General features: G+C 54.8%; 20 protein-coding genes. 13 read left to right on the top strand and 7 right to left on the bottom strand.

Annotated elements, in window-relative coordinates:
- Positions 1-787: 787 nt before the first annotated feature.
- From INT21_RS07335 to INT21_RS07310, 6 genes are all read right to left on the bottom strand, one after another.
- A complete protein-coding gene (locus INT21_RS07335; RefSeq protein WP_193059645.1) occupies positions 788-1,189 on the bottom strand; it encodes a hypothetical protein in 402 nt (133 codons plus the stop codon).
- Positions 1,186-1,743 (bottom strand): Panacea domain-containing protein, encoded by a 558-nt coding sequence (locus tag INT21_RS07330; RefSeq protein WP_193059646.1) that lies wholly within the window; start codon positions 1,741-1,743, stop codon positions 1,186-1,188. Before INT21_RS07330 ends, INT21_RS07335 begins: the two co-directional genes overlap by 4 nt.
- Before the next feature lie 197 nt (positions 1,744-1,940).
- The gene (locus tag INT21_RS07325; RefSeq protein WP_193059647.1) at positions 1,941-2,216 is read right to left on the bottom strand and encodes a DUF3325 family protein; all 276 of its coding nucleotides are present in this window, start codon (positions 2,214-2,216) and stop codon (positions 1,941-1,943) included.
- Entirely contained in the window at positions 2,213-3,727 is a 1,515-nt protein-coding gene (locus tag INT21_RS07320; protein ID WP_193059648.1) for a PepSY-associated TM helix domain-containing protein, read from the bottom strand. The genes INT21_RS07325 and INT21_RS07320 overlap by 4 nt, the downstream gene beginning before the upstream one ends.
- Positions 3,728-3,746: 19 nt before the next feature.
- Positions 3,747-4,028, bottom strand: a complete 282-nt coding sequence (locus INT21_RS07315; RefSeq protein WP_193059649.1) for a DUF3649 domain-containing protein — start codon at positions 4,026-4,028, stop codon at positions 3,747-3,749.
- Between the two features lie 97 nt (positions 4,029-4,125).
- Positions 4,126-5,010: an urease accessory protein UreD gene (locus tag INT21_RS07310; RefSeq protein WP_193059650.1), complete on the bottom strand. Its 885-nt coding sequence runs from the start codon at positions 5,008-5,010 to the stop codon at positions 4,126-4,128.
- Positions 5,011-5,328: 318 nt separating this feature from the next.
- On the opposite strand from INT21_RS07310, the gene INT21_RS07305 reads away from it, so the two are divergent.
- The 13 genes from INT21_RS07305 to INT21_RS07245 all read left to right on the top strand — a co-directional run bounded on the left by INT21_RS07305 (position 5,329) and on the right by INT21_RS07245 (position 17,782).
- Positions 5,329-5,715, top strand: coding sequence for a winged helix-turn-helix domain-containing protein (locus INT21_RS07305; protein ID WP_193059651.1), 387 nt, complete (start codon positions 5,329-5,331; stop codon positions 5,713-5,715).
- Between the two features lie 92 nt (positions 5,716-5,807).
- Positions 5,808-6,596 (top strand): molybdate ABC transporter substrate-binding protein, encoded by a 789-nt coding sequence (gene modA / locus INT21_RS07300; protein WP_193059652.1) that lies wholly within the window; start codon positions 5,808-5,810, stop codon positions 6,594-6,596.
- A complete protein-coding gene (modB, locus tag INT21_RS07295) occupies positions 6,593-7,294 on the top strand; it encodes a molybdate ABC transporter permease subunit (RefSeq protein ID WP_125752723.1) in 702 nt (233 codons plus the stop codon). Before modA ends, modB begins: the two co-directional genes overlap by 4 nt.
- Entirely contained in the window at positions 7,284-8,399 is a 1,116-nt protein-coding gene (modC, locus tag INT21_RS07290) for a molybdenum ABC transporter ATP-binding protein (protein WP_193085025.1), read from the top strand. Before modB ends, modC begins: the two co-directional genes overlap by 11 nt.
- A 238-nt stretch (positions 8,400-8,637) precedes the next feature.
- Complete coding sequence (locus INT21_RS07285; RefSeq protein WP_193059654.1) at positions 8,638-9,027, top strand: DUF2946 domain-containing protein; 390 nt, start codon at positions 8,638-8,640, stop codon at positions 9,025-9,027.
- Positions 9,028-9,102: 75 nt separating this feature from the next.
- Positions 9,103-11,238: a TonB-dependent copper receptor gene (locus tag INT21_RS07280; protein WP_193059655.1), complete on the top strand. Its 2,136-nt coding sequence runs from the start codon at positions 9,103-9,105 to the stop codon at positions 11,236-11,238.
- Between the two features lie 84 nt (positions 11,239-11,322).
- Complete coding sequence (locus tag INT21_RS07275; protein WP_193059656.1) at positions 11,323-12,693, top strand: PepSY-associated TM helix domain-containing protein; 1,371 nt, start codon at positions 11,323-11,325, stop codon at positions 12,691-12,693.
- Between the two features lie 292 nt (positions 12,694-12,985).
- The gene (locus INT21_RS07270) at positions 12,986-13,954 is read left to right on the top strand and encodes a metal ABC transporter solute-binding protein, Zn/Mn family (protein WP_193059657.1); all 969 of its coding nucleotides are present in this window, start codon (positions 12,986-12,988) and stop codon (positions 13,952-13,954) included.
- 23 nt (positions 13,955-13,977) lie between these two features.
- Positions 13,978-14,760 (top strand): metal ABC transporter ATP-binding protein, encoded by a 783-nt coding sequence (locus INT21_RS07265; RefSeq protein ID WP_193059658.1) that lies wholly within the window; start codon positions 13,978-13,980, stop codon positions 14,758-14,760.
- Between the two features lie 3 nt (positions 14,761-14,763).
- Entirely contained in the window at positions 14,764-15,858 is a 1,095-nt protein-coding gene (locus INT21_RS07260) for a metal ABC transporter permease (RefSeq protein ID WP_193059659.1), read from the top strand.
- A complete protein-coding gene (locus tag INT21_RS07255; RefSeq protein ID WP_193059660.1) occupies positions 15,855-16,775 on the top strand; it encodes a metal ABC transporter permease in 921 nt (306 codons plus the stop codon). Before INT21_RS07260 ends, INT21_RS07255 begins: the two co-directional genes overlap by 4 nt.
- 96 nt (positions 16,776-16,871) lie before the next feature.
- Positions 16,872-17,321 carry a type II RES/Xre toxin-antitoxin system antitoxin gene (gene parS / locus INT21_RS07250; protein ID WP_038479340.1) on the top strand — a complete coding sequence of 150 codons (450 nt, stop codon included), beginning with the start codon at positions 16,872-16,874 and terminating at the stop codon, positions 17,319-17,321.
- Positions 17,318-17,782, top strand: a complete 465-nt coding sequence (locus INT21_RS07245) for an RES family NAD+ phosphorylase (protein ID WP_193059661.1) — start codon at positions 17,318-17,320, stop codon at positions 17,780-17,782. The genes parS and INT21_RS07245 overlap by 4 nt, the downstream gene beginning before the upstream one ends.
- 120 nt (positions 17,783-17,902) lie before the next feature.
- On the opposite strand, the gene INT21_RS07235 is transcribed toward INT21_RS07245, so the two are convergent.
- The gene (locus tag INT21_RS07235; RefSeq protein ID WP_193068474.1) at positions 17,903-18,526 is read right to left on the bottom strand and encodes a TetR/AcrR family transcriptional regulator; all 624 of its coding nucleotides are present in this window, start codon (positions 18,524-18,526) and stop codon (positions 17,903-17,905) included.
- Between the last annotated feature and the right edge of the window lie 71 nt (positions 18,527-18,597).

Here is an 18,597-nt window from a genome sequence, read left to right as displayed (position 1 = left end):
GGTAGCAGGGTTCGCAAGGGTTCCGGCCCGTAACCGGTCTGCCGCTGCTACTAAACTGCGGTCGGTTGTCATCGCGTTGGTCAGAGATCACGGAGAAACCCTTTCACTTGCCTTTGGCCCTTCGGTGGAATGTGGCCACCTACTATGGCCGCTGCTGACTTCCCTCACAGCCTTGCCGCCCCTCCCGCTGTGCGGTTGGCTTGGCTCTAGCGGTTGCAAGGGACCTCCCGGGGTAAGACGCACATCTTTCTCGCCAGGTAGCCGCCTCATATACGTACTGCGCTGCCGTGTTGGGATGAGCTTCGTGTTGTTCAGCACACTTACTCCACGCAGCCCGCCTCGTATGAGATTCGTGTTCCTCGGCTCAGCGATTTGCCGCAGGCTTCCTTCAGATTCCACCTTGCGATGGACACCCTTGCCATATTGGCTAACAGCTACTCCCAACGTCACTGCTCGGGACTTTCACCCTATAGATGTGCGCCATGCCCGGCGCACTGACCTCCTCACCGCCCAATTGAGCGAGGTTTCCAACTTTTCAAGCAGCAAACGGTGCGCGGCTTGATTGATACAAGTCTCTATTGAAAGAACCCGACTGACCTTTGGTCCGTCATAATGGCGTACTTTGCTAGTGAATATTGATCGCGGCCTTGTTGTCGCGGTCATTCAGCTACATAAGCAGGACACGTCCATTCGCTTACTGTCAATAGCAGAGAGTCTACCACCAGGCTGTTTTTTTGTAGCTAAATAATAAACTTGGAACGTCGAAGTAAGCGATGACATCTAACTTCTACTTCATGTAATTGCGGATAAACCGTTTGATTTTTGGTGCTACTTTTGGGGAGTGATCGAAACCTTCTAACACCCTTTGATAATTAATTTCATCTACAGGATCTCGAGCTGAAAATTCACCAGTTGAAACGAACTGGCTGATGTCATCAGCACTTTTCACCACCGCGTCACCATAGACGACATAGCTTTGATGTCGGATGAAAGGGTGTTCACCGGCCTCAATGAGGCATGTTCTGTCGTATCGACGACCTGGCCTTACAGATGAAATATTTACTAGAAGAACCCCGTAGTAGTCGCGCTCTGGATAATAAACGGGATCGTTCATGATGATGTGAAGATGGTTTACAGGCCCAGAGAGGATTAGCAGGGTTCCCTTGCGAAAAGGACAATACTCTGTCACGCCAAACGTCCCATCACCTGTCTGAGTTCACGGCGCTGAAAAATTTCGGCAGAGAGTTCGTCTGCTTCTTCCGGTGTTCTACCAATTGCCTGAAACATATCTTGAGGCCGGATAGGACGCATTGAGCCATGTGGATCATGCCATTCGGGGCAGTGCAGATGAGTGTATTCAACCAACTCCCAGCGAGTCATGGCTCCAAATCGTTGCCAAACCTCGTCAAGGATTTCAACATCCGCATCTGATAACTCATCAAAGCTATCTCGATCACTATCACGACAAGCTAGAGAAACTTCATAAGGAACAGGCCCGCCAGCGATCCAACTGTTCCATTCTCCACTACGACTAGCACCTTGCATTAGCTCCAAAACAGTCGATAACACTGGGCCCTTATCCATTGAGACCCAAGCATCATCTGTCATCGGCTCGTCAAATCGTTCCATAGAGGTACGATCTGCAAGGTACAAGAGCTTCATCAGTTTCAGATATGACATCTGGCCACCACGCTGCCCTAGCAGGTAAGCCGCCATCTGAGCCACTTTTTCTTCGTTAAACATACTTGCAACCTCCTGGGCCATGCTGTATGACCACCCCTAATTAATGGGGGATGCGCAGCTTAAATGCAAGTACCAACCCTTGCAAGTACATAGTTATCTAATCGATTTAACGGGCTATATTCAGCTCTTAGACAACAACCATTACTAAATAACAGATTGAAATCTTGGTCGTGGGGTAACGCCAGCGGCGGGGGTAATTACGGCTGCTGGCGGAAGCGCTCAAACATCGCCAGACCAAGAAATACCACTCCCGCCGAGATGCTTAGACAGCCCAGCCATAGCGTTATTGCCAGCCCTGTGCTCCAGGTTTCCATTGCCAACCAAAGCGGCCAACCGAGTATCGCACTGCCCGCCCAGAACCAAGGTTTTTGTTGAGCAGGCTTAAGACCACAACGGCGTCGATGGCGACTATCCGATAGCGCAATTAATGCAAAGCCCAGCGTACCGAGTGCCAGAATCGTGATAAGCATCATGACGCCACCTGAATGGGCTGCACACGGGTGCTCGCTTTTTTAGCAGCTCGTTTCATCTGCCAGACGATGGTCAGCGCGCCGACCAAACACATCAGGTCAACGCTAACACGCTGCCAATTACCTGCGGCAAGCTCACCTAGAACACGATAGGAAGGCACCAAGAGATTCAGCATTGGTAGGCACAGTAACAAGATAACGATCAGAGCTAACTGCTCCCGCCACGCCTGCGAGGCCGAGCGTCTTAAAACAGCGTGTAGCAACGCGAGCAGCCAGGCGGCAAAGAAGCAATGGATTTCCCATGGGGCACGCCCACTAAGCGCCACCGGTAAAAGTCGGTTGCTGGCTAAAAAGGCCAATACGGCAATCGGCATGCCGGCCAACGTGGCTATATTAAGCCGCTCGACACACCACATCCCCACCACGCCGCCCTTCTTATGCTTACGCTTTGACGTCCACAGCAGTAGCCCAGTTGCCACCATGCCACACCCAGCAGCCCCTAATGCAAAATAGATCCAGCGCATGCCCCAGTCGGCAAAACGGCCGGCATGTAACCCCACCATAATGCCGTGTGCTTGTTCATCAATGCGTTGCGGCTGAGTCTCTGCTAACAAGGCGCCCGAACTGGCCTCATAGATACGTTGTGGGCGGTGCGCAGATAACGCCTCGTGGGTACTTTGCCAAACCACGGCACGCGCACCTGCATCGCCAGGGTGGCTTACCCTCAGGGACTGCACCGGCTTCTGCCAATGCGCTTCAGCATCACCGACCAGTTCGCTAAGGGCATATAACGCTGCAGGCTGCCCCGTGGCTGAGTCAGAGAGGGGAAAGGCATGCAGTTCACTGGTCGCTTGGCGACGCGCGTCAGCATCGGGAAACGCGCGCTCTACTCCCCAAGGCATATAGAGCGACATGAGCGTTATCAAGCCGGTGTAGGTAATCATTAGCTGAAAAGGCAGCGTTAACACAGAAAATGCATTGTGCGCATCTAGCCAGCTACGCGCGCCCTTCTGGGGCCGAAAAGCAAAAAAGTCGCGCAGGATTTTTTTATGGGTTATCACGCCGCTGATGATTGCCACGAACATCATCATGGTGGCGATACCAATGAGCCAGCGGCCATAGACGGCGGGGAGGTGATGCAATTGAAAATGGAATCGGTAGAAAAAATCCCCCCCACGCGTTTCTCGCGGGGTAACCAACGTCAGAGTGGTTGGGTCAAGTACCGACTGCTCTCTCCCATCCTGCCCAAACCAGACGGCTGTCGAGACCGACTCGCGCTCATTAGGAAAAGTGATCTGCCAATTTCTCGCTGAGGAGGCATGTTCAGTAAGATAGTGCTGCCAGTAATCCGCCAGGCGCCGATTGTCCCACTCAGCGTTCGCGGCGACACTCGGAAGTTCGGGCTGCATCCACAACGAGATACTCTCTTTGAAGTAACTCAGAGTGCCCGTCAGAAAAACGGCAAATAGCAGCCAAGCAGCCAACAAGCCGCACCATGTGTGCAGCTGGGCCATATTACGCCTCACGCTGCGCTTAGTGGACGCCATAGTTAGCCACCACTAGAAGGCCGCCAATGGCTAGACCGATAGCTCCCCAAAGACGTATCAAACTCGGCGTGATAAACGACCAGATCGCCACGCCCGCCCAAATAATAAAGCTTCCCATCATGCCGATACGCAGAGACATCATGGTATCAAACGGTAAGCCAAGCGCTGCCACCGAAAACAGTGCAGCAACGATATAGCCGCCAAGCGTCGCGGCCAGGATGCGTAAGATCAGCAGCCAATAGGAAGAGGATAAGACGTTGAGCAGCATGGTGCATCTCGGTGCAGGTCACAGACCACCATTTTAATGCAAAAGGTTTTCATTTGCATTAGTACAAATAACTTATTTAGCACCTGCTGCACAACGTTTAGGTTAACCAAATGCGCGGTGTGTGGGCGACACGCGCGATCCAGTGCGGGCGCAGAACATGCCACGCCTGCTCACACAGCGTCCAGGCTTCATTGCGTGAGTTTCCGAGATAACGTAATAACAGCACGCCCTGGCGAACGGTAACCGCCCAACGCGGGTTGTCCGGCAGCGCTTCGCGTAGCTCATCAATCGCCACACCGGCATCTTCTAAGCCCACCGCCCATAGCGTGGCTTGCACCGTGGCGCCCCCCTGCCCCCAGCGCCCGTTAAAACGCGGATGTGCAGGATCCAACGGTTGGCGTTCAAGCCACAGCGGCTTGCCATCTAGGGTTAAACGAAAGTGCTGCTCAATGCGACCTGTTACATAGGGAAGTTCACTGGCGGGGCGGCCCAGCGCCATGATTTCCCAGCCCAAGCAACGGGCACTGCCATGCAACGCAATATGCGTTCGCTGAGCGCCTTTGGAGCCATCAAAGGCGATCGTTTCTTGAGGAAGCCACTCAAGGATGCCGCCATCTTCCACGTTAAGCTCAGTCTGTTGGTTCCAGGCAACGCCCTGACTGTCAGCTTTATAAAGCTTGTTAGCCGCAGGCGTGGTGAGCAGCGCATGAGCATCACCCTCGATGTGGGCGCGAATCGTCAGGGCATCGCCACTGACTAAACCACCGGGTGGATGCAGCACGTACACATGGCAAGCTTCCGTGCTGCCTTCTGGGTAAAACGGCCGCTGTACTCGTAGCGGCCCTTGGTGACGAGCCTGCACCAATCGGGTTGTGCCCTCACGGTTAGCAAAACGCAGCGCCAGCGATGCCGCCCAGTGGCGCTCGCCATCAAAGCGATGGCCTGAGCTAGCGGCAGGTGTCGCAAGTTCACACAGAGTCATGGCGCTATCGCTTCCAGTTGGTCAATATTTCAACTTGAAATGCAAGGAGTGCGCCAAAATGGTGAAAAACCACGTTTCTTTGTCGACACAATAACTTAAGCTTTGAGATTGTTAGCTACCAACGGCTTTAAGCACCAAAAGAGAACACAAAAACGGATAAGCGCACCAAATCTGAGCAACCTTCAACGCCGTTAGAAGAAGGCCCAAGCCTCGTTAAGCTAAGCTGCGCACTCTTCTTTGCTAACCACTAAATGGTAAGCGTTGGGGGCTATATCGTTGCTAAACTGATACGCACATAGTCATCAGCAGAGTTCAACAATGACACGCACCCATCACCCTTCCCCTACCTTCCAGCTGCGCTTAGCGTTAAACCACGATGTGGTGATTGGCCCTGGCAAGGCTGACCTGTTGGAAATGATTGATCAAACCGGCTCAATTTCCGCGGCGGGCCGCGCGCTGAACATGAGTTATAAAAAAGCCTGGCAACTGCTCGAAACTATGAACGGCTACTTTTTATCACCGCTGGTGGTAACAAGTTCCGGTGGAAATGCACGGGGTGGAGCACACCTAACAGAGATTGGCAAACAAGTACTTACCCACTATCGAGCACTGGAAAAGCAGTTTGTGATGGCAACGCCTGACGATGCCAAAGCACTGCTAGCGCTTCTGTCACCTTCTGATGGTGCCGAGCGCGACAATGATTGATCGCCATCCAGCCACGCGTTATTTGTCATTGAACACGCGCTGAGTATTCGCTAATCTCCGCTATATCCATGTGGAAATAGCGGAATAAAACGATGCTTAACTTCGGTGTGAACAATCGCCTGCTTGCCAGCGTTATTCTATTTAGCCTTCCGACAGCATCAGCGCTCGCGAGCGACAATGTGCACGTTGCAGCCGCTGCGTCGCTGACCGATGCACTAAACGATGCCATTGCGGTTTATGAAACGCATAATGACGTTGATGTGACCGCGATTTATGCTTCGTCGTCTACCCTTGCTCGACAAATCGCCAGCGGCAGTCCCGCGCAGCTATTTCTTTCCGCAAATGTGACGTGGATGGATTGGCTTGAAGATCAGCATATCAATGTGCAGCAACGTAGAGATTTACTGCAAAATCGATTGGCGCTTGTTAGTGCCAGCGATAGCGTGCCAATGCAGTTCACCCCAGGGGAAGGCATCGCTATTGAAACGCTATTAGGCGAGCGCGACCGACTGTCCGTGGGAGACCCAGACCATGTACCGGCCGGTATCTATACCCAGCAAGCACTGGAGACACTGGGCGAATGGGAAGCTCTAGCGCCGCGCCTAGCCCGTGGCAATGATGTGCGCGCTGCATTAGCGCTGGTAGAGCGTGAAGAAACACCCATCGGTGTGGTGTATCAAACGGATGCTTTTGCCAGCAAGGCCGTCAGGGTACTTGGGTTATTCCCAGCCGCCAGCCACGACCCCATTACGTACCCCATCGCCCTGATTGATGCAGAGCAAAACGCTGCTGCCGTGGCGCTACAGGCGTGGTTAACCAGTGAAGAAGCCCTCGCTATCTTTGCCGAGCATGGCTTTGACACAAGCATCAGTGCACCGTGACGCTTTCTCCAGCGGAGTGGGAGGCTATTCGCCTAAGCTTACTGATCGGCTTAGCGGCGGTTGCATGGATATTGCCCCCAGGCATTGCCGTCGCTTGGTGGCTAGCCCGCTATCATTTTCGCGGGAAAGCATTGGTCAATGGTTTGATACACTTGCCACTGGTTCTGCCGCCCGTGGTTGTGGGGTATCTACTGTTAATTGGCTTGGGCAGGCAAGGGGTGTTTGGTCAATGGCTTTACAGCAACTTAGGCGTATCATTGCCATTTACTTGGCAAGGGGCAGCCGTTGCTAGCGGCGTAATGGCGTTTCCATTACTGGTGAGGGCCCTGCGTTTATCCCTTGAGGCCGTTGACCCCAAACTCGAAGCGGCTGCCAGCACGCTAGGCGCTAGTCGCTGGCGGGTATTCACCACCATCACATTGCCGCTGGCGATCCCCGGCCTGCTAACAGGTACCGTGCTGGCTTTTGCTCGCGCGCTTTCCGAGTTCGGTGCCACTATCACTTTCGCCTCTAATATCCCTGGCGAAACGCGCACCTTACCCCTAGCACTCTATACGCTAATTCAGACACCCGGTCAGGAAGCCGCTGCGGCAAGGCTATGTTTTCTCGCCATCATTATTGCCCTGCTCTCGTTAATTGCCTCTGAATGGCTAGCGCGCCGCACCCAACAGCGTTTACAGGAACGTGATGCCTACTAACCCAACGTCTCCCGACGCCTCTGCCCATTCATCGCTATCGCTCTCTGTTGAACAACGCCTTGGCAACTTCCAGCTGCAAGCATCGCTCACGCTGCCCGCTAGCGGTGTGACCGGTATTTTTGGCATATCAGGAAGCGGCAAAACCAGCCTACTGCGCATTATTGCAGGCTTGGACACACCCGACGTAGGCAAACTGCAGCTCGGCGACCAGGTGCTACTAGACACCCAACAGCGCCAGAATGTACCCGCCCATCAACGGCGCATTGGCGTTGTGTTCCAGGAGGCGCGTCTTTTTCCTCATTACCGAGTGCGAGGCAACCTCACCTACGGCATGCCTAAACGAGCAACTCACCGCTTCGATGAGATTGTCGAATTGCTTGGCATCGGACATTTACTTGAGCGGATACCGGGTACCCTTTCGGGCGGCGAAGCACGCCGAGTCGCCATAGGCAGGGCACTACTGAGCGATCCTCAGCTACTGCTAATGGATGAGCCACTCTCCGGATTGGATGGGCCACGTAAGCAAGAGCTGTTGCGCTTCATTGCGCGACTGACTCGCCAGGTTCAAATCCCGGTGATTTACGTCAGCCACGACCCCGAAGAGATCTCGGCAATTGCTGATCATCTCGTACTGATGAAAGAGGGGCGCGTTATTGCTAGCGATCCATTACATGGTCTTTTGCAGCGCTTTGATTTAACCGAGGAGCTGGGAGGGTTCGATGCCGCCTCGATTATCGAAGGTCGAGTTGTCGAACATGACGATGTATACCAGCTAACCCATCTTGCGCTTGATAAGTGTCACCAATTAATAATACCGGGTATATCAGCGCCTGTCGGCAGCCGTTTGCGCGTACGTATCTTTGCACGGGATATTGCCTTGGCACTCTCACCGACAAAGGACACCAGCTACCGTAATCAGCTCGCGGCTACTATTAAAAAAATGGAAACGTTGCCCACCAGCCCACACTCGGTGGAGCTGCTGTTGAGCCTTGGTTCTATTCACCTTAGATCACGCTTAACTCGCAAGTCCTCAGATGAAATGAAACTCGCTGTAGGTAAGCAGGTGACAGCGCTAGTGCGCAGTGTATCGATCTTGCATTACTAATACACAACGTCGGAGCTATGAATTGATTTAGCACTCGTTTTATCCGACGCCAATAGCCCCTACGTGTCAATTGACCGCACCGCCCTCACATTTTCATAAGGAAATTTCAGCTAAAATTGCCAAGCACTCTATATGAAACAACATAACACGGCCCAAATAGCGTATCGAGCAAATGCACTTATCACGTTCAGTAGGGACTCTTTGGTATCGCATAGCGCTTTATATGGCGTTTGTGGCGATGCATCTCCTACTGGGCGGGCCGCTAATTTCGCAGTATCAAGCGGGTGGGCAACATCACGCTAACCACGGCACTGACCACTCCTCTAGCCATTCATCAAGTCACCAGAATGGAAACCATCATCAGCACGCGGCCCCGCAAGCAAGTCAACATCACCACTCTTCAGGCCATGCTGAAGCGGTAGAGCCGATATTTAACTGGTTTCACCAATGTGGCTACTGCGCCGTCTGGCAACAGTTTCCAACGACACCAACCGTTCTTCCCGCGATCAGCCAGCAAGCGTTTATCACGCATGGGCAACTGCTGACGCAACCGACACAGGCGATGCGCTCCTGTGATAACTACCCCCACGCGCTAACGCGAGCTCCGCCCTTTTTGCGACGTGTATAACGCCACATCGTCAGCCCTTTCAGCCTGAAGCTCGCTTCAGGCGAGTGGCTGTCTACATCAAAAAAAGGGATCATCATGTCGCATCTAGCTACTGGGCATGGCGTCGTTACGCCTGCCCGTTTAAAAAACCGTTTTCAACGACACGCACTAACATTAAGCATCGCCGCGGCATCGAGCGTGGCTGTTCAAAGCACATGGGCACAGTCGCCTGCCGCTCACCACGACCATCATCATGCGCTCAACACCATGGTCGTCACCGCTGTACCGCTAAGCTCGCCACTTACGGTGGAAACTGACCCACGCATACCGCGCCAACCGGCCCCTGCCAGCGACGGTGCCGACTACCTTCAGACCATTCCGGGGTTCTCTGCCATTCGTAACGGCGGCACCAACGGTGACCCGGTTTTCCGTGGCATGTTTGGCTCGCGTCTACGGGTGCTGACCAATGGCAGCCAAATGCTAGGCGCTTGCCCGGCGCGCATGGATGCGCCGACGTCTTATATCTCACCTGAAAATTACGATAGCCTCACCGTCACCAAAGGGCCACAGTCGGTGCTATGGGGGCCAGGTGCCTCAGCGGCAACGGTGCGCTTTGACCGCGGCCCAGAAGAGTTCGATGAAGCGGGCGTACGTGTAGATGGCAGCGTCATGCTGGGCACCTATGGTCGCTTTGATCGCCGCATTGATGCCGCAGTGGGTAATCAAGCGGGCTATCTGCGCATTACTGGCAACCAATCAGAGGCCAACGACTATAAAGATGGCGACGGCAACGCTGTGCCCTCTCAGTGGGATAAATGGAACGGCGACGTGGCCATAGGCTGGACACCCGACGACGACACTTGGCTTGAAGTCACCGCTGGCCGAGGAGACGGTGAAGCGCGCTATGCCGGACGGGGCATGGATGGCAGTAAGTTTCTGCGCGAAACCGTGGGCATACGTTTTCAGCGCGAGAATTTAGGCGAGCACTGGAAACGTCTGGAAATGCAGGCCAACTATGCCTACGCCGACCATATTATGGATAACTTTACCCTTCGTTCACCGGGCAGCATGAGCATGGGTGGCGGCATGGATATGGGCAGCGGCATGGACATGGGCGGTGGCATGGACATGGGCGGCGGCATGGATATGAGTAACGGCATGGCCATGCGGGTTGATCGCCGTACTCGAAGTGCGCGCGCTGCGTCCACCTGGGAGTGGGAAAACACCACCTGGATCGCTGGCGTCGACGTTGAACATCAGGTACACCGCAACCTGGATGGAGAGCGCTGGCAACCCGATTACGAGCAGACCCAGTTCGGCGCCTTCAGCGAGGTCACCCGGTATATAGGTGAACGTGACCGCCTGATTGGTGGTGCCCGGGTAGACCGCTATCGCGTCAGTGACGAGAGCCTGGATACGGCTACCGCAGGCCTTACCCGCCGTGACACTCTGCCCAGTGCCTTTGTCCGCTACGAGCAAGATTTAGCCTCAGCACCAATCACTTGGTATGCCGGTGTTGGGCATGTGGAACGCTTTCCTGACTATTGGGAGCTAAGTTCCAACAAAGCAGGCCCGGCCGGCAGCTTGAATGCCTTCGATGGCGTTCAAGCCGAAAAAACCACCCAGTTGGATATCGGTGCTCAGTACAACGACCAGCGCTTGAGCGCGTGGGTGTCCGGATATGCAGGATATGTAAACGATTTTATTCTGTTTGATTACAACACAGCGGGCATGGGCACTACTCAAATCGATAACATTGATGCCCAGATTGCAGGTGCCGAAGTGGGTGCCAGCTATCAAATAACCGACAACTGGGTGGGCAATGCCTCCCTGGCCTATGCCTGGGGACGTAATGCCGACGACAATGAAGCCTTACCTCAAATCCCACCGCTGGAAGCTAATGTTGGCTTGACCTATGCACGCGACGCTTACTCCGTGGGCGGCCTATGGCGTGGCGTCGCGGCACAAAACCGCACTGCGCTCGAAAAAGGCAATGTCGTCGGCCAAGACCTGGAATCATCCTCAGGTTTCGGGGTGTTCTCGCTTAATGGCGCGTATCACGCAAGCAACCACCTAACCTTGAGTGTGGGTGTGGATAACGTTTTCGACACCACTTACACCGAGCACCTGAACCTAGCCGGTAACGCCGCTTTTGGCTACCCCGCTGATCTGGATCGCGGTATTAACGAGCCTGGCCGGATGGTGTGGGCACGGGCCGACTTCAGCTTCTGATTCACTCAGGTGCTCAGTAGAGCACCTGTTTCCCCTGACTCATTAAACCAGCAGGCTCGTTGCCTGGTGGTCTGGAGACACTACATGACGATCGCGTCCTCCTCACAAGAAGGTAAACGCAAAACCTTCGATCTTTATCGCGCCGTTTGGCGCTGGCATTTTTACGCTGGCCTTTTGGTGCTGCCGTTTATGATTAGTCTGGCGATCACTGGCGGGCTGTATTTATTCAAAGACGAGCTGGACGCGCTGATACACGCTGATGTTGAGCGCGTGGCCGTTCAAGAGGCCACGCTGCCTCCCTCTGCGCTGGTAAGTGCAGCGCTGACGGCTCATCCCGGCACCGCCGTAAAATTCACCGACCCCGCGACGCCGGATAGCTCCGCGGAGATCACGATTAACACAGCGGAGGGCGAGCGATTAGCGGTTTACGTTAACCCTTACACGGCTAATGTACTGGGAGCACTGGATGACCGTGGCACCGTGATGTGGACCGTTCGCTATTTACACAGCTTGAAATACTTTGGCCCGACGGCGCGCAAACTGATTGAAATAGCTGGCGGCTGGTCAATTCTACTGGTGCTCACCGGCATCTACCTGTGGTGGCCACGGCGTAAAGGCGCAGGCGGCGTGGTTAGCGTACGTGGCAAGCCGAAAAGCCGGGTATTCTGGCGCGATTTGCATGCGGTTACCGGGCTATTTGTCGGCGCCTTTATCGTCTTTCTGGCAATCACGGGCATGCCCTGGTCGGGCGTATGGGGCGGGCAGGTTAACCAGTGGGCCAACGGTAACAATTTTGGCTACCCCGCCGGGGTGCGCGTTGAAGTGCCCATGTCGGAGGCACGTTTAAACGAACAAAGCCCAACCAATTGGTCACTCGAACAGGCACAACTCCCAGAATCCTCACAGCAGCCAGGTCAGGCAGAGAGCATCGGCCTTGACGGTGCTGTCGCCATTTTCAATGAACTGGGATTACATAATGGCTATGCTGTCAGCCTGCCGACTACGGCAACCGGTGTGTACACCGGCTCGGTCTATCCCAATGACCTTAGCCAACAGCGCGTGGTGCACCTTGATCAGTACACTGGCGAGCGCTTGATCGACATGAGCTATGCCGACTATGGACCCTTGGGCCGCTGGTTGGAATTTGGTATTAACGTGCATATGGGTCAGCAGTTTGGATTATTCAATCAACTCTTGTTCTTGACGGTCTGCCTCGCCATTATTCTGCTGGCAGTGTCAGCGGCGGTGATGTGGTGGAAACGACGCCCCTCGGGCGCGATGGGAGTCCCACCACTACCGAGCGATAAACGGGTGTTTCGTGGCCTGACTGTCATGCTGGTGATCGGGGGAGTTATTTTTCCGCTCGTCGGCGCTTCCTTGATCTTTATGCTTATCGTTGACTGGTTTGTCGTTCAACGCTTACAGGAACGGCGTTTAGCTAGTCAAACTGCCTAAGCCTTGCTCAACAAATCGTTCCTTATCATCAATTCTATGCGCTAATTAATGAGGAGCTGGGAAAATGGTGCTTTTCCACCAATGCACCATTTTCCCATGCGCCTGATGTTTATTCCCGCCATCATCCAAGCTCACCTCTCAGCTCATTTCAACGCCGTTTATCCGCTTGACATTGGGTTAATTGCGCCACAAACTTAGCCAAGGCTATACTTTTTTCCCAAAAGAAATAAACTTGCACGAAGCAACGCTGCTTTAATCATCCTCTATCCCATGTAGAGTCTGGAGCTAAATAATGGCAACAAAGCATGCAGTGATCCTATTAACAACGCTGCCTTTAAGTGCGCTGGCAACTGCCGATACCCCCCCCTTAAACGTGGTGGCAACGATTGGTATGATCGCCGATGTGGCGCAGGAAGTAGGCGGCGAATGCGTTAATGTGGAAGCCATGATGGGCCCAGGCGTAGACCCTCATTTGTATCAGGCAAGCGCTAGCGATGTGGCAACGCTGCGAAACGCAGAACAGATTTTCTACTCGGGCTATTCGCTGGAAGGTCAGCTAGGCGACGTACTGGAAAGGTTCTCCGAGCGCACACCTACGCTTGCCGTCGCCCCTGCCTCGATTGACCCTGCATCATTGATTACCTCACAGGATGTGTACGGCATTGATCCTCATCTGTGGATGGACGTTTCTTTATGGGCACAAACACTGCCCACGCTCAATGCCGCGCTGAGTGAAGCACGCCCCGACTGCGCCGCGACGTTTGATGCCAATACCGAGCGCTATCAGACTCAACTGCTTGCCCTACACGAATGGGTGACAGACAGTATCGCCAGCATTCCCGATGAGCAACGCATTCTGGTCACCGCTCACGATGCCTTTGGTTACTTTGGCCGCGCCTACGATATCGACGTGGAAGGCATACAGGGCATTAGCACAGAAACGGAAACGGGTATTGCTGATATTCGCAACATGACAGATATTGTGGTGGATCGCGCGGTTCCGGCCCTTTTCATCGAGAGCACTATTAATCCGCGCACGGTTCAAGCCGTTATTGATGCCGCCCAACAGCGGGGCCAGGTTGTCGAAATTGGCGGTGAACTCTACTCCGATGCCATGGGCGACCCAGACACGGTCGATGGCACTTATATGGGCATGATCTACCGCAACACCCAGCATATCGTCGAAGCGCTTGGCGGTACCCTGGCACCGCTTCCCGAAGCAATGAACGATTGGGCTACCGAGTGGAAGCTCGCTCACTAATCATTCAATAAGGCACTGCAACAATGGCGACACCCGCAACAACCGACACGGCGCTCAGCATTCAGAACCTGACCGTCAGCTATCATAATCAGCCCGTTCTCTGGGATATTAACCTAGAGATTCCTACCGGCGTGATGGCAGGCATTGTCGGCCCTAACGGGGCGGGTAAGAGCACGCTGATCAAGAGCCTGCTGGAGCTTGTACCATCACTTTCTGGCGAGGTCATGGTGCATGGCCGCCCCTACGCCTCACAGCGCAGGCGCGTTGGCTATGTGCCGCAGCGCTCCAGCGTCGACTGGGACTTCCCGACCACCGCGCTGGATGTGGTCACCATGGGGCTTTACGGTCGCCTGGGCTGGCTCCGGCGCCCAGGGCGTAAAGAGCGTAACGAGTCACTGGAAGCCCTGGAGATGGTGGGAATGAGCGCCTACGCCGACCGCCAGATCAGTCAGCTTTCCGGCGGCCAACAGCAGCGAGTGTTTCTGGCCCGCGCACTGGTGCAACAGGCCGATGTGTACTTTCTCGATGAGCCCATGGCCGGGGTTGATGCCACCACCGAGCGAGCCATCATCGACATTCTGCGCCGTTTGCGTGATGCGGGTAAAACGCTGATTGTTGTCCACCATGACCTGCAAACCGTACGTAATTACTTCGACTGGCTGTTGCTGCTTAACGTCCGTGTGATTGCCAGCGGCAAGGCTGACGACGTGTTTAATATTGATTATCTACGTCAGGCGTATGGTGGCCAGATTGCCCTGCTGAACGATAGCGACGCCCTGATGTTCACTGCTTCGAAGGTAAAATAACCCATGCAGTGGCTTGATCTTCTTTCTGACTACACCTTTCAAAACGTGGTGATTGGTGCCTCGCTACTGGGTCTGATCAGCGGCCCACTGGGCTGCTTTGCGGTGTTACGCCGCCAGAGCTTGCTCGGTGACGCCATCTCCCACGCGGCGCTGCCCGGCGTGTGTTTAAGCTTTATCATCACCGGCAGTCGGGATATGGGCGGCGTTATCATTGGCTCACTGGCCACTGGCTCGTTAGCCGCGCTGACGATGCTGCTGCTGACCCGCAAAAGCCGCTTGAAAACCGATGCCGCTCTCGGCATTTGCCTAAGCATTTTCTTTGCCATTGGCATCGTGCTGCTGACCTATATCCAGGGTACCAATAACGCCTCCCAAGGGGGGCTAGAAGCCTTTCTGTTCGGCCAGGCCGCTGCTACGCTACGCTCGGATCTGTGGGTAATGGGCAGCATCACCCTCTTCACACTCACGCTGCTCGCCATCTTCTGGAAACAAGCCAAGCTGGTCACTTTTGATGGGCAGTACGCCCGCTCGCTCGGCATGCCCGTCAACGCCATCGAAGCCGCGCTTACCGCTATGGTGGCGCTCGCCGTGGTGGTCGGCTTGCAAATGGTTGGCGTGATATTAATGGCCGCCATGATCGTGGCGCCAGCCGCTGCGGCCCGGCAGTGGAGCCGTCATCTGGGGGGGATGCTGGTTATTGCCGCTGGCATCGGTATTGTCAGTGGGGTCTCGGGGGCAACCATTAGTACCCTATCCCGTGGTCTGGCGACCGGCCCGCTGGTGATTCTCACCGCAACGGCTATTGTCATCATCTCGCTGGCGCTTGCTCCCGGCCGAGGCCTGCTGTGGGGCTTCATCAAGCATTACCGCCAAAAAGAAGCGCTGCAGAAGCAGCAGTTACTCTACACGCTTTACAAGCATCCCAGCGCCTCCCGACACTACCGCGCAACATTTGGCGCGCGCATGGTGCTGAGTAAACTTAAGCGCCAAGGCTACCTTATACGCTCCTCTGACGGCGGCGCCGGATGGGCGCTAACATCGCGGGGAGAAAAGGCAGCCAAACAGGTGGTCGCCACCTTCGAAGAGGTCGTGACATGATTGCTGAATTACTAACCAACACGGCGCTGCCCATTATTCTGGTAGGTGCCATGGTTGGCATTGCCTCCTCGGCGGTGGGTACCTTCCTTGTGCTGCGCGGCAATAGCATGCTCACTGATGCGATTAGTCACTCAATTGTATTTGGCATTGTGATTGTCTGGCTGCTGACCAAACAGCAGAGTGGGCCTGTACAGCTAATAGGCGCCGCATTAACCGGGCTATTAACCGTATTACTTACCGAGGCACTGGCCAACACCAAGCGGGTAAAGCAGGATGCCGCTATCGGTCTGGTTTTCCCCGCGCTCTTCTCCATCGGTGTGCTGTTACTCAATGTCTACGCCAACGATGTGCATATCGACACGCATACTGTGCTGCTCGGTGAAATCGGCTTTGTCTGGTTGGATACTCTCGACATCTTCGGTCTGCCCATCCCCAAGGCGCTGGTATCGATGAGCGTGATGACACTGCTCAACTACGCGTTTATCGGGCTCTTTTATAAGGAGCTGAAACTAGCCACCTTCGATCCAGCGCTGGCCAAAACGTTCGGCTTTATGCCTTCGATTCTTTTCTATGTGCTGCTAATGCTAACTAGCTCAACCGCCGTAGCGGCCTTTGATGCCGTGGGGGCAGTACTGTTTATCGCCTTTGCCATTGTGCCCGCTTCCGCCGCCTATTTGCTGACCGATCGGCTATGGATGATGTTTATCATCGGTGCGCTAATTTCGATCGCTTCAAGCATTTCTGGCTACTACCTCGCCGTGTATTTCAACGTCTCCATTGGCGGCATGATGGCGATAATGACCGGCGTTTTCCTAATCCTCGCCTTCCTCGCTGGCCCCCGCTACGGCGTGATCACCCAGACCATGAAACGCCGCCGCGCCCGCGAAACACCAGAAGCGCCAAGTTCGTTGCGCTAAAGAGATTAGAGGCGATGCCTTCCATCTCACTTGACGTCTGGGCAGGCGAGGCGTATACCATTTGATAGTTCATTGAAATATCAAATGAGAAATACCATGGATATGCACTTCACTCAATACCAGCCACCCAAAGCCTTGGCATCAGGTTTCTGGCACCAGATCGGCCTGCCTGCCAGAGGCCGCAAGCTGCATGAGCTTTTGCATCAAGGCGTTGAGTATAGGGTCTACCCCAGACTGGCTAAGGCGTCAGGTATCGAACAGAAGGCGCTGGCAGGCTACGTCGATATTCCCCCGGCCACGCTGAGCCGCCGTGCTAAGTCGGGGCGCTTTAAGATGGCGGAAAGCGACCGGCTATATCGCTTTGCCGAACTCTTCAAGGCGGCGCTAGACCTGTTTGAAGGCGACGTCGAGGGTGCCCGCACCTGGCTGCTCAAACCCAATACTGGCCTGGGCGGGCGCAGGCCCATCGAAATGAGCGCAACCTCTGCCGAGTATCAAACGGTGCTGAACCTGATTGGGCGACTGGAGCATGGGGTTGCTACGTGAATGAGGTCAACGCTTACCGCTTGATCAAGCGCAAGTATCAGGACAACGCTTTCGATGGCGAAGGCGCACGCCTTTATGGCGGGCGCTGGAACAGCCCGGGTAAGGCCTGTGTGTATGTGGCAAGCGCTGAGTCGCTGGCGCTGCTTGAAATCATGGTGCATCTGGAAAGCTATCAGTTGCTCAATGCCTATGCGCTACTGCGCCTGACACTACCGACCGATAGCATTCTGGGTGTTGGAGAAGCCGATCTCCCGGATAACTGGCGGGAAGCGCCTGCGCCAGCAGAAACTGCCGAGCTTGGCGACGGCTGGTTGGACTCCGGCCACAGTTTAGCCCTGGCAATTCCTAGCGTGGTCGTGCCAAGAGAGTTCAACTACATGCTCAACCCTGGGCACCCCCTGTTTGATCAAGTCATCACGACGGCAAAGGCGCTGCCCTTCCAGCCCGACCCACGACTTTGAACCGGGTGTGGATAACTTAAACGGTCAAATGCTGTTTGATCAGTTCGTTGGAAAGCTCAGCGATCTCGCCTTTGGCCACCGGACGGCCACGATTCACGCTGGCGAAGGCCAGGAGATCATTCACTCCTGCCCCTGCGGATGATCATCCAGCATGGCGATAGCTCCAGCAATGAGCGCCTGAATACCTTGCTCCAGTTCGGCCTCCAGTTCGGCCTCTTCTACGGCATGATCTATTGCCTCAACAGGCTCCTGCCCCATCACCGAGTAAATCGTGTCCGCTACGGCAAAGCAGTGAAAGGCTACCGTCGCCAGAAGCCAACGCGCTTGTAACTGGGAAATCTCATAGACCTCGGCAATATGCGCTTGGTGCTCATGGATTTTTTCAATCATCGGCTGGGTCGCCGCCAGACGACGGATCACGTAGGGCGTCAGCCCTGGGTGTACTTTGACAAACTCAGCTATCGACATAGCAAAAGTGAACAGATACGCCTGCAGCTCTTCGGGCTCATCTCGACGAGCACGCGGAATTCTCCAGCGCCGAAAGATCTCTTCGGCTACCACCACCTTCAGCGCTTTAAGATTAGCGACGTGCTTGTAAAGCGCCATATGGCTAACGCCCAACGCGGCGGCTACTCCCACAAAGGTGATATTGGGTAGGCCAATCTCGACACCCGCATTCGCAATACGCTCACGCGTAATGGTGGGTGGCCGCCCGCGTACTTTAGATGCTGGTCGCGCTGCCATAACACACTCCTTTTAATAGCGTCCTTTATCAAGCCATGCCCCTTCCGCTAGGGTCAATTAGTTTATCAGCA

Source organism: Halomonas sp. 3F2F, assembly GCF_014897805.1.
GTDB lineage: Bacteria > Pseudomonadota > Gammaproteobacteria > Pseudomonadales > Halomonadaceae > Vreelandella.
Note: the sequence above shows the minus strand (reverse complement) of the source record. Positions and strands in the feature narration are given on the sequence as shown.

Excerpts from the sequence above, each read along its gene's own strand:
- INT21_RS07260 (WP_193059659.1), top strand. The coding sequence starts at position 14,764 with ATGCAGTGGCTTGATCTTCTTTCTGACTACACCTTTCAAAACGTGGTG.
- parS (WP_038479340.1), top strand. The coding sequence starts at position 16,872 with ATGGATATGCACTTCACTCAATACCAGCCACCCAAAGCCTTGGCATCA.
- INT21_RS07325 (WP_193059647.1), bottom strand. The coding sequence starts at position 2,216 with ATGATGCTTATCACGATTCTGGCACTCGGTACGCTGGGCTTTGCATTA.
- INT21_RS07310 (WP_193059650.1), bottom strand. The coding sequence starts at position 5,010 with ATGACTCTGTGTGAACTTGCGACACCTGCCGCTAGCTCAGGCCATCGC.
- modA (WP_193059652.1), top strand. The coding sequence starts at position 5,808 with ATGCTTAACTTCGGTGTGAACAATCGCCTGCTTGCCAGCGTTATTCTA.
- INT21_RS07285 (WP_193059654.1), top strand. The coding sequence starts at position 8,638 with ATGCATCTCCTACTGGGCGGGCCGCTAATTTCGCAGTATCAAGCGGGT.
- INT21_RS07270 (WP_193059657.1), top strand. The coding sequence starts at position 12,986 with ATGGCAACAAAGCATGCAGTGATCCTATTAACAACGCTGCCTTTAAGT.
- INT21_RS07320 (WP_193059648.1), bottom strand. The coding sequence starts at position 3,727 with ATGGCCCAGCTGCACACATGGTGCGGCTTGTTGGCTGCTTGGCTGCTA.
- INT21_RS07265 (WP_193059658.1), top strand. The coding sequence starts at position 13,978 with ATGGCGACACCCGCAACAACCGACACGGCGCTCAGCATTCAGAACCTG.
- INT21_RS07305 (WP_193059651.1), top strand. The coding sequence starts at position 5,329 with ATGACACGCACCCATCACCCTTCCCCTACCTTCCAGCTGCGCTTAGCG.
- modC (WP_193085025.1), top strand. The coding sequence starts at position 7,284 with ATGCCTACTAACCCAACGTCTCCCGACGCCTCTGCCCATTCATCGCTA.
- INT21_RS07280 (WP_193059655.1), top strand. The coding sequence starts at position 9,103 with ATGTCGCATCTAGCTACTGGGCATGGCGTCGTTACGCCTGCCCGTTTA.
- INT21_RS07315 (WP_193059649.1), bottom strand. The coding sequence starts at position 4,028 with ATGCTGCTCAACGTCTTATCCTCTTCCTATTGGCTGCTGATCTTACGC.
- INT21_RS07330 (WP_193059646.1), bottom strand. The coding sequence starts at position 1,743 with ATGTTTAACGAAGAAAAAGTGGCTCAGATGGCGGCTTACCTGCTAGGG.
- INT21_RS07235 (WP_193068474.1), bottom strand. The coding sequence starts at position 18,526 with ATGGCAGCGCGACCAGCATCTAAAGTACGCGGGCGGCCACCCACCATT.
- INT21_RS07275 (WP_193059656.1), top strand. The coding sequence starts at position 11,323 with ATGACGATCGCGTCCTCCTCACAAGAAGGTAAACGCAAAACCTTCGAT.
- INT21_RS07255 (WP_193059660.1), top strand. The coding sequence starts at position 15,855 with ATGATTGCTGAATTACTAACCAACACGGCGCTGCCCATTATTCTGGTA.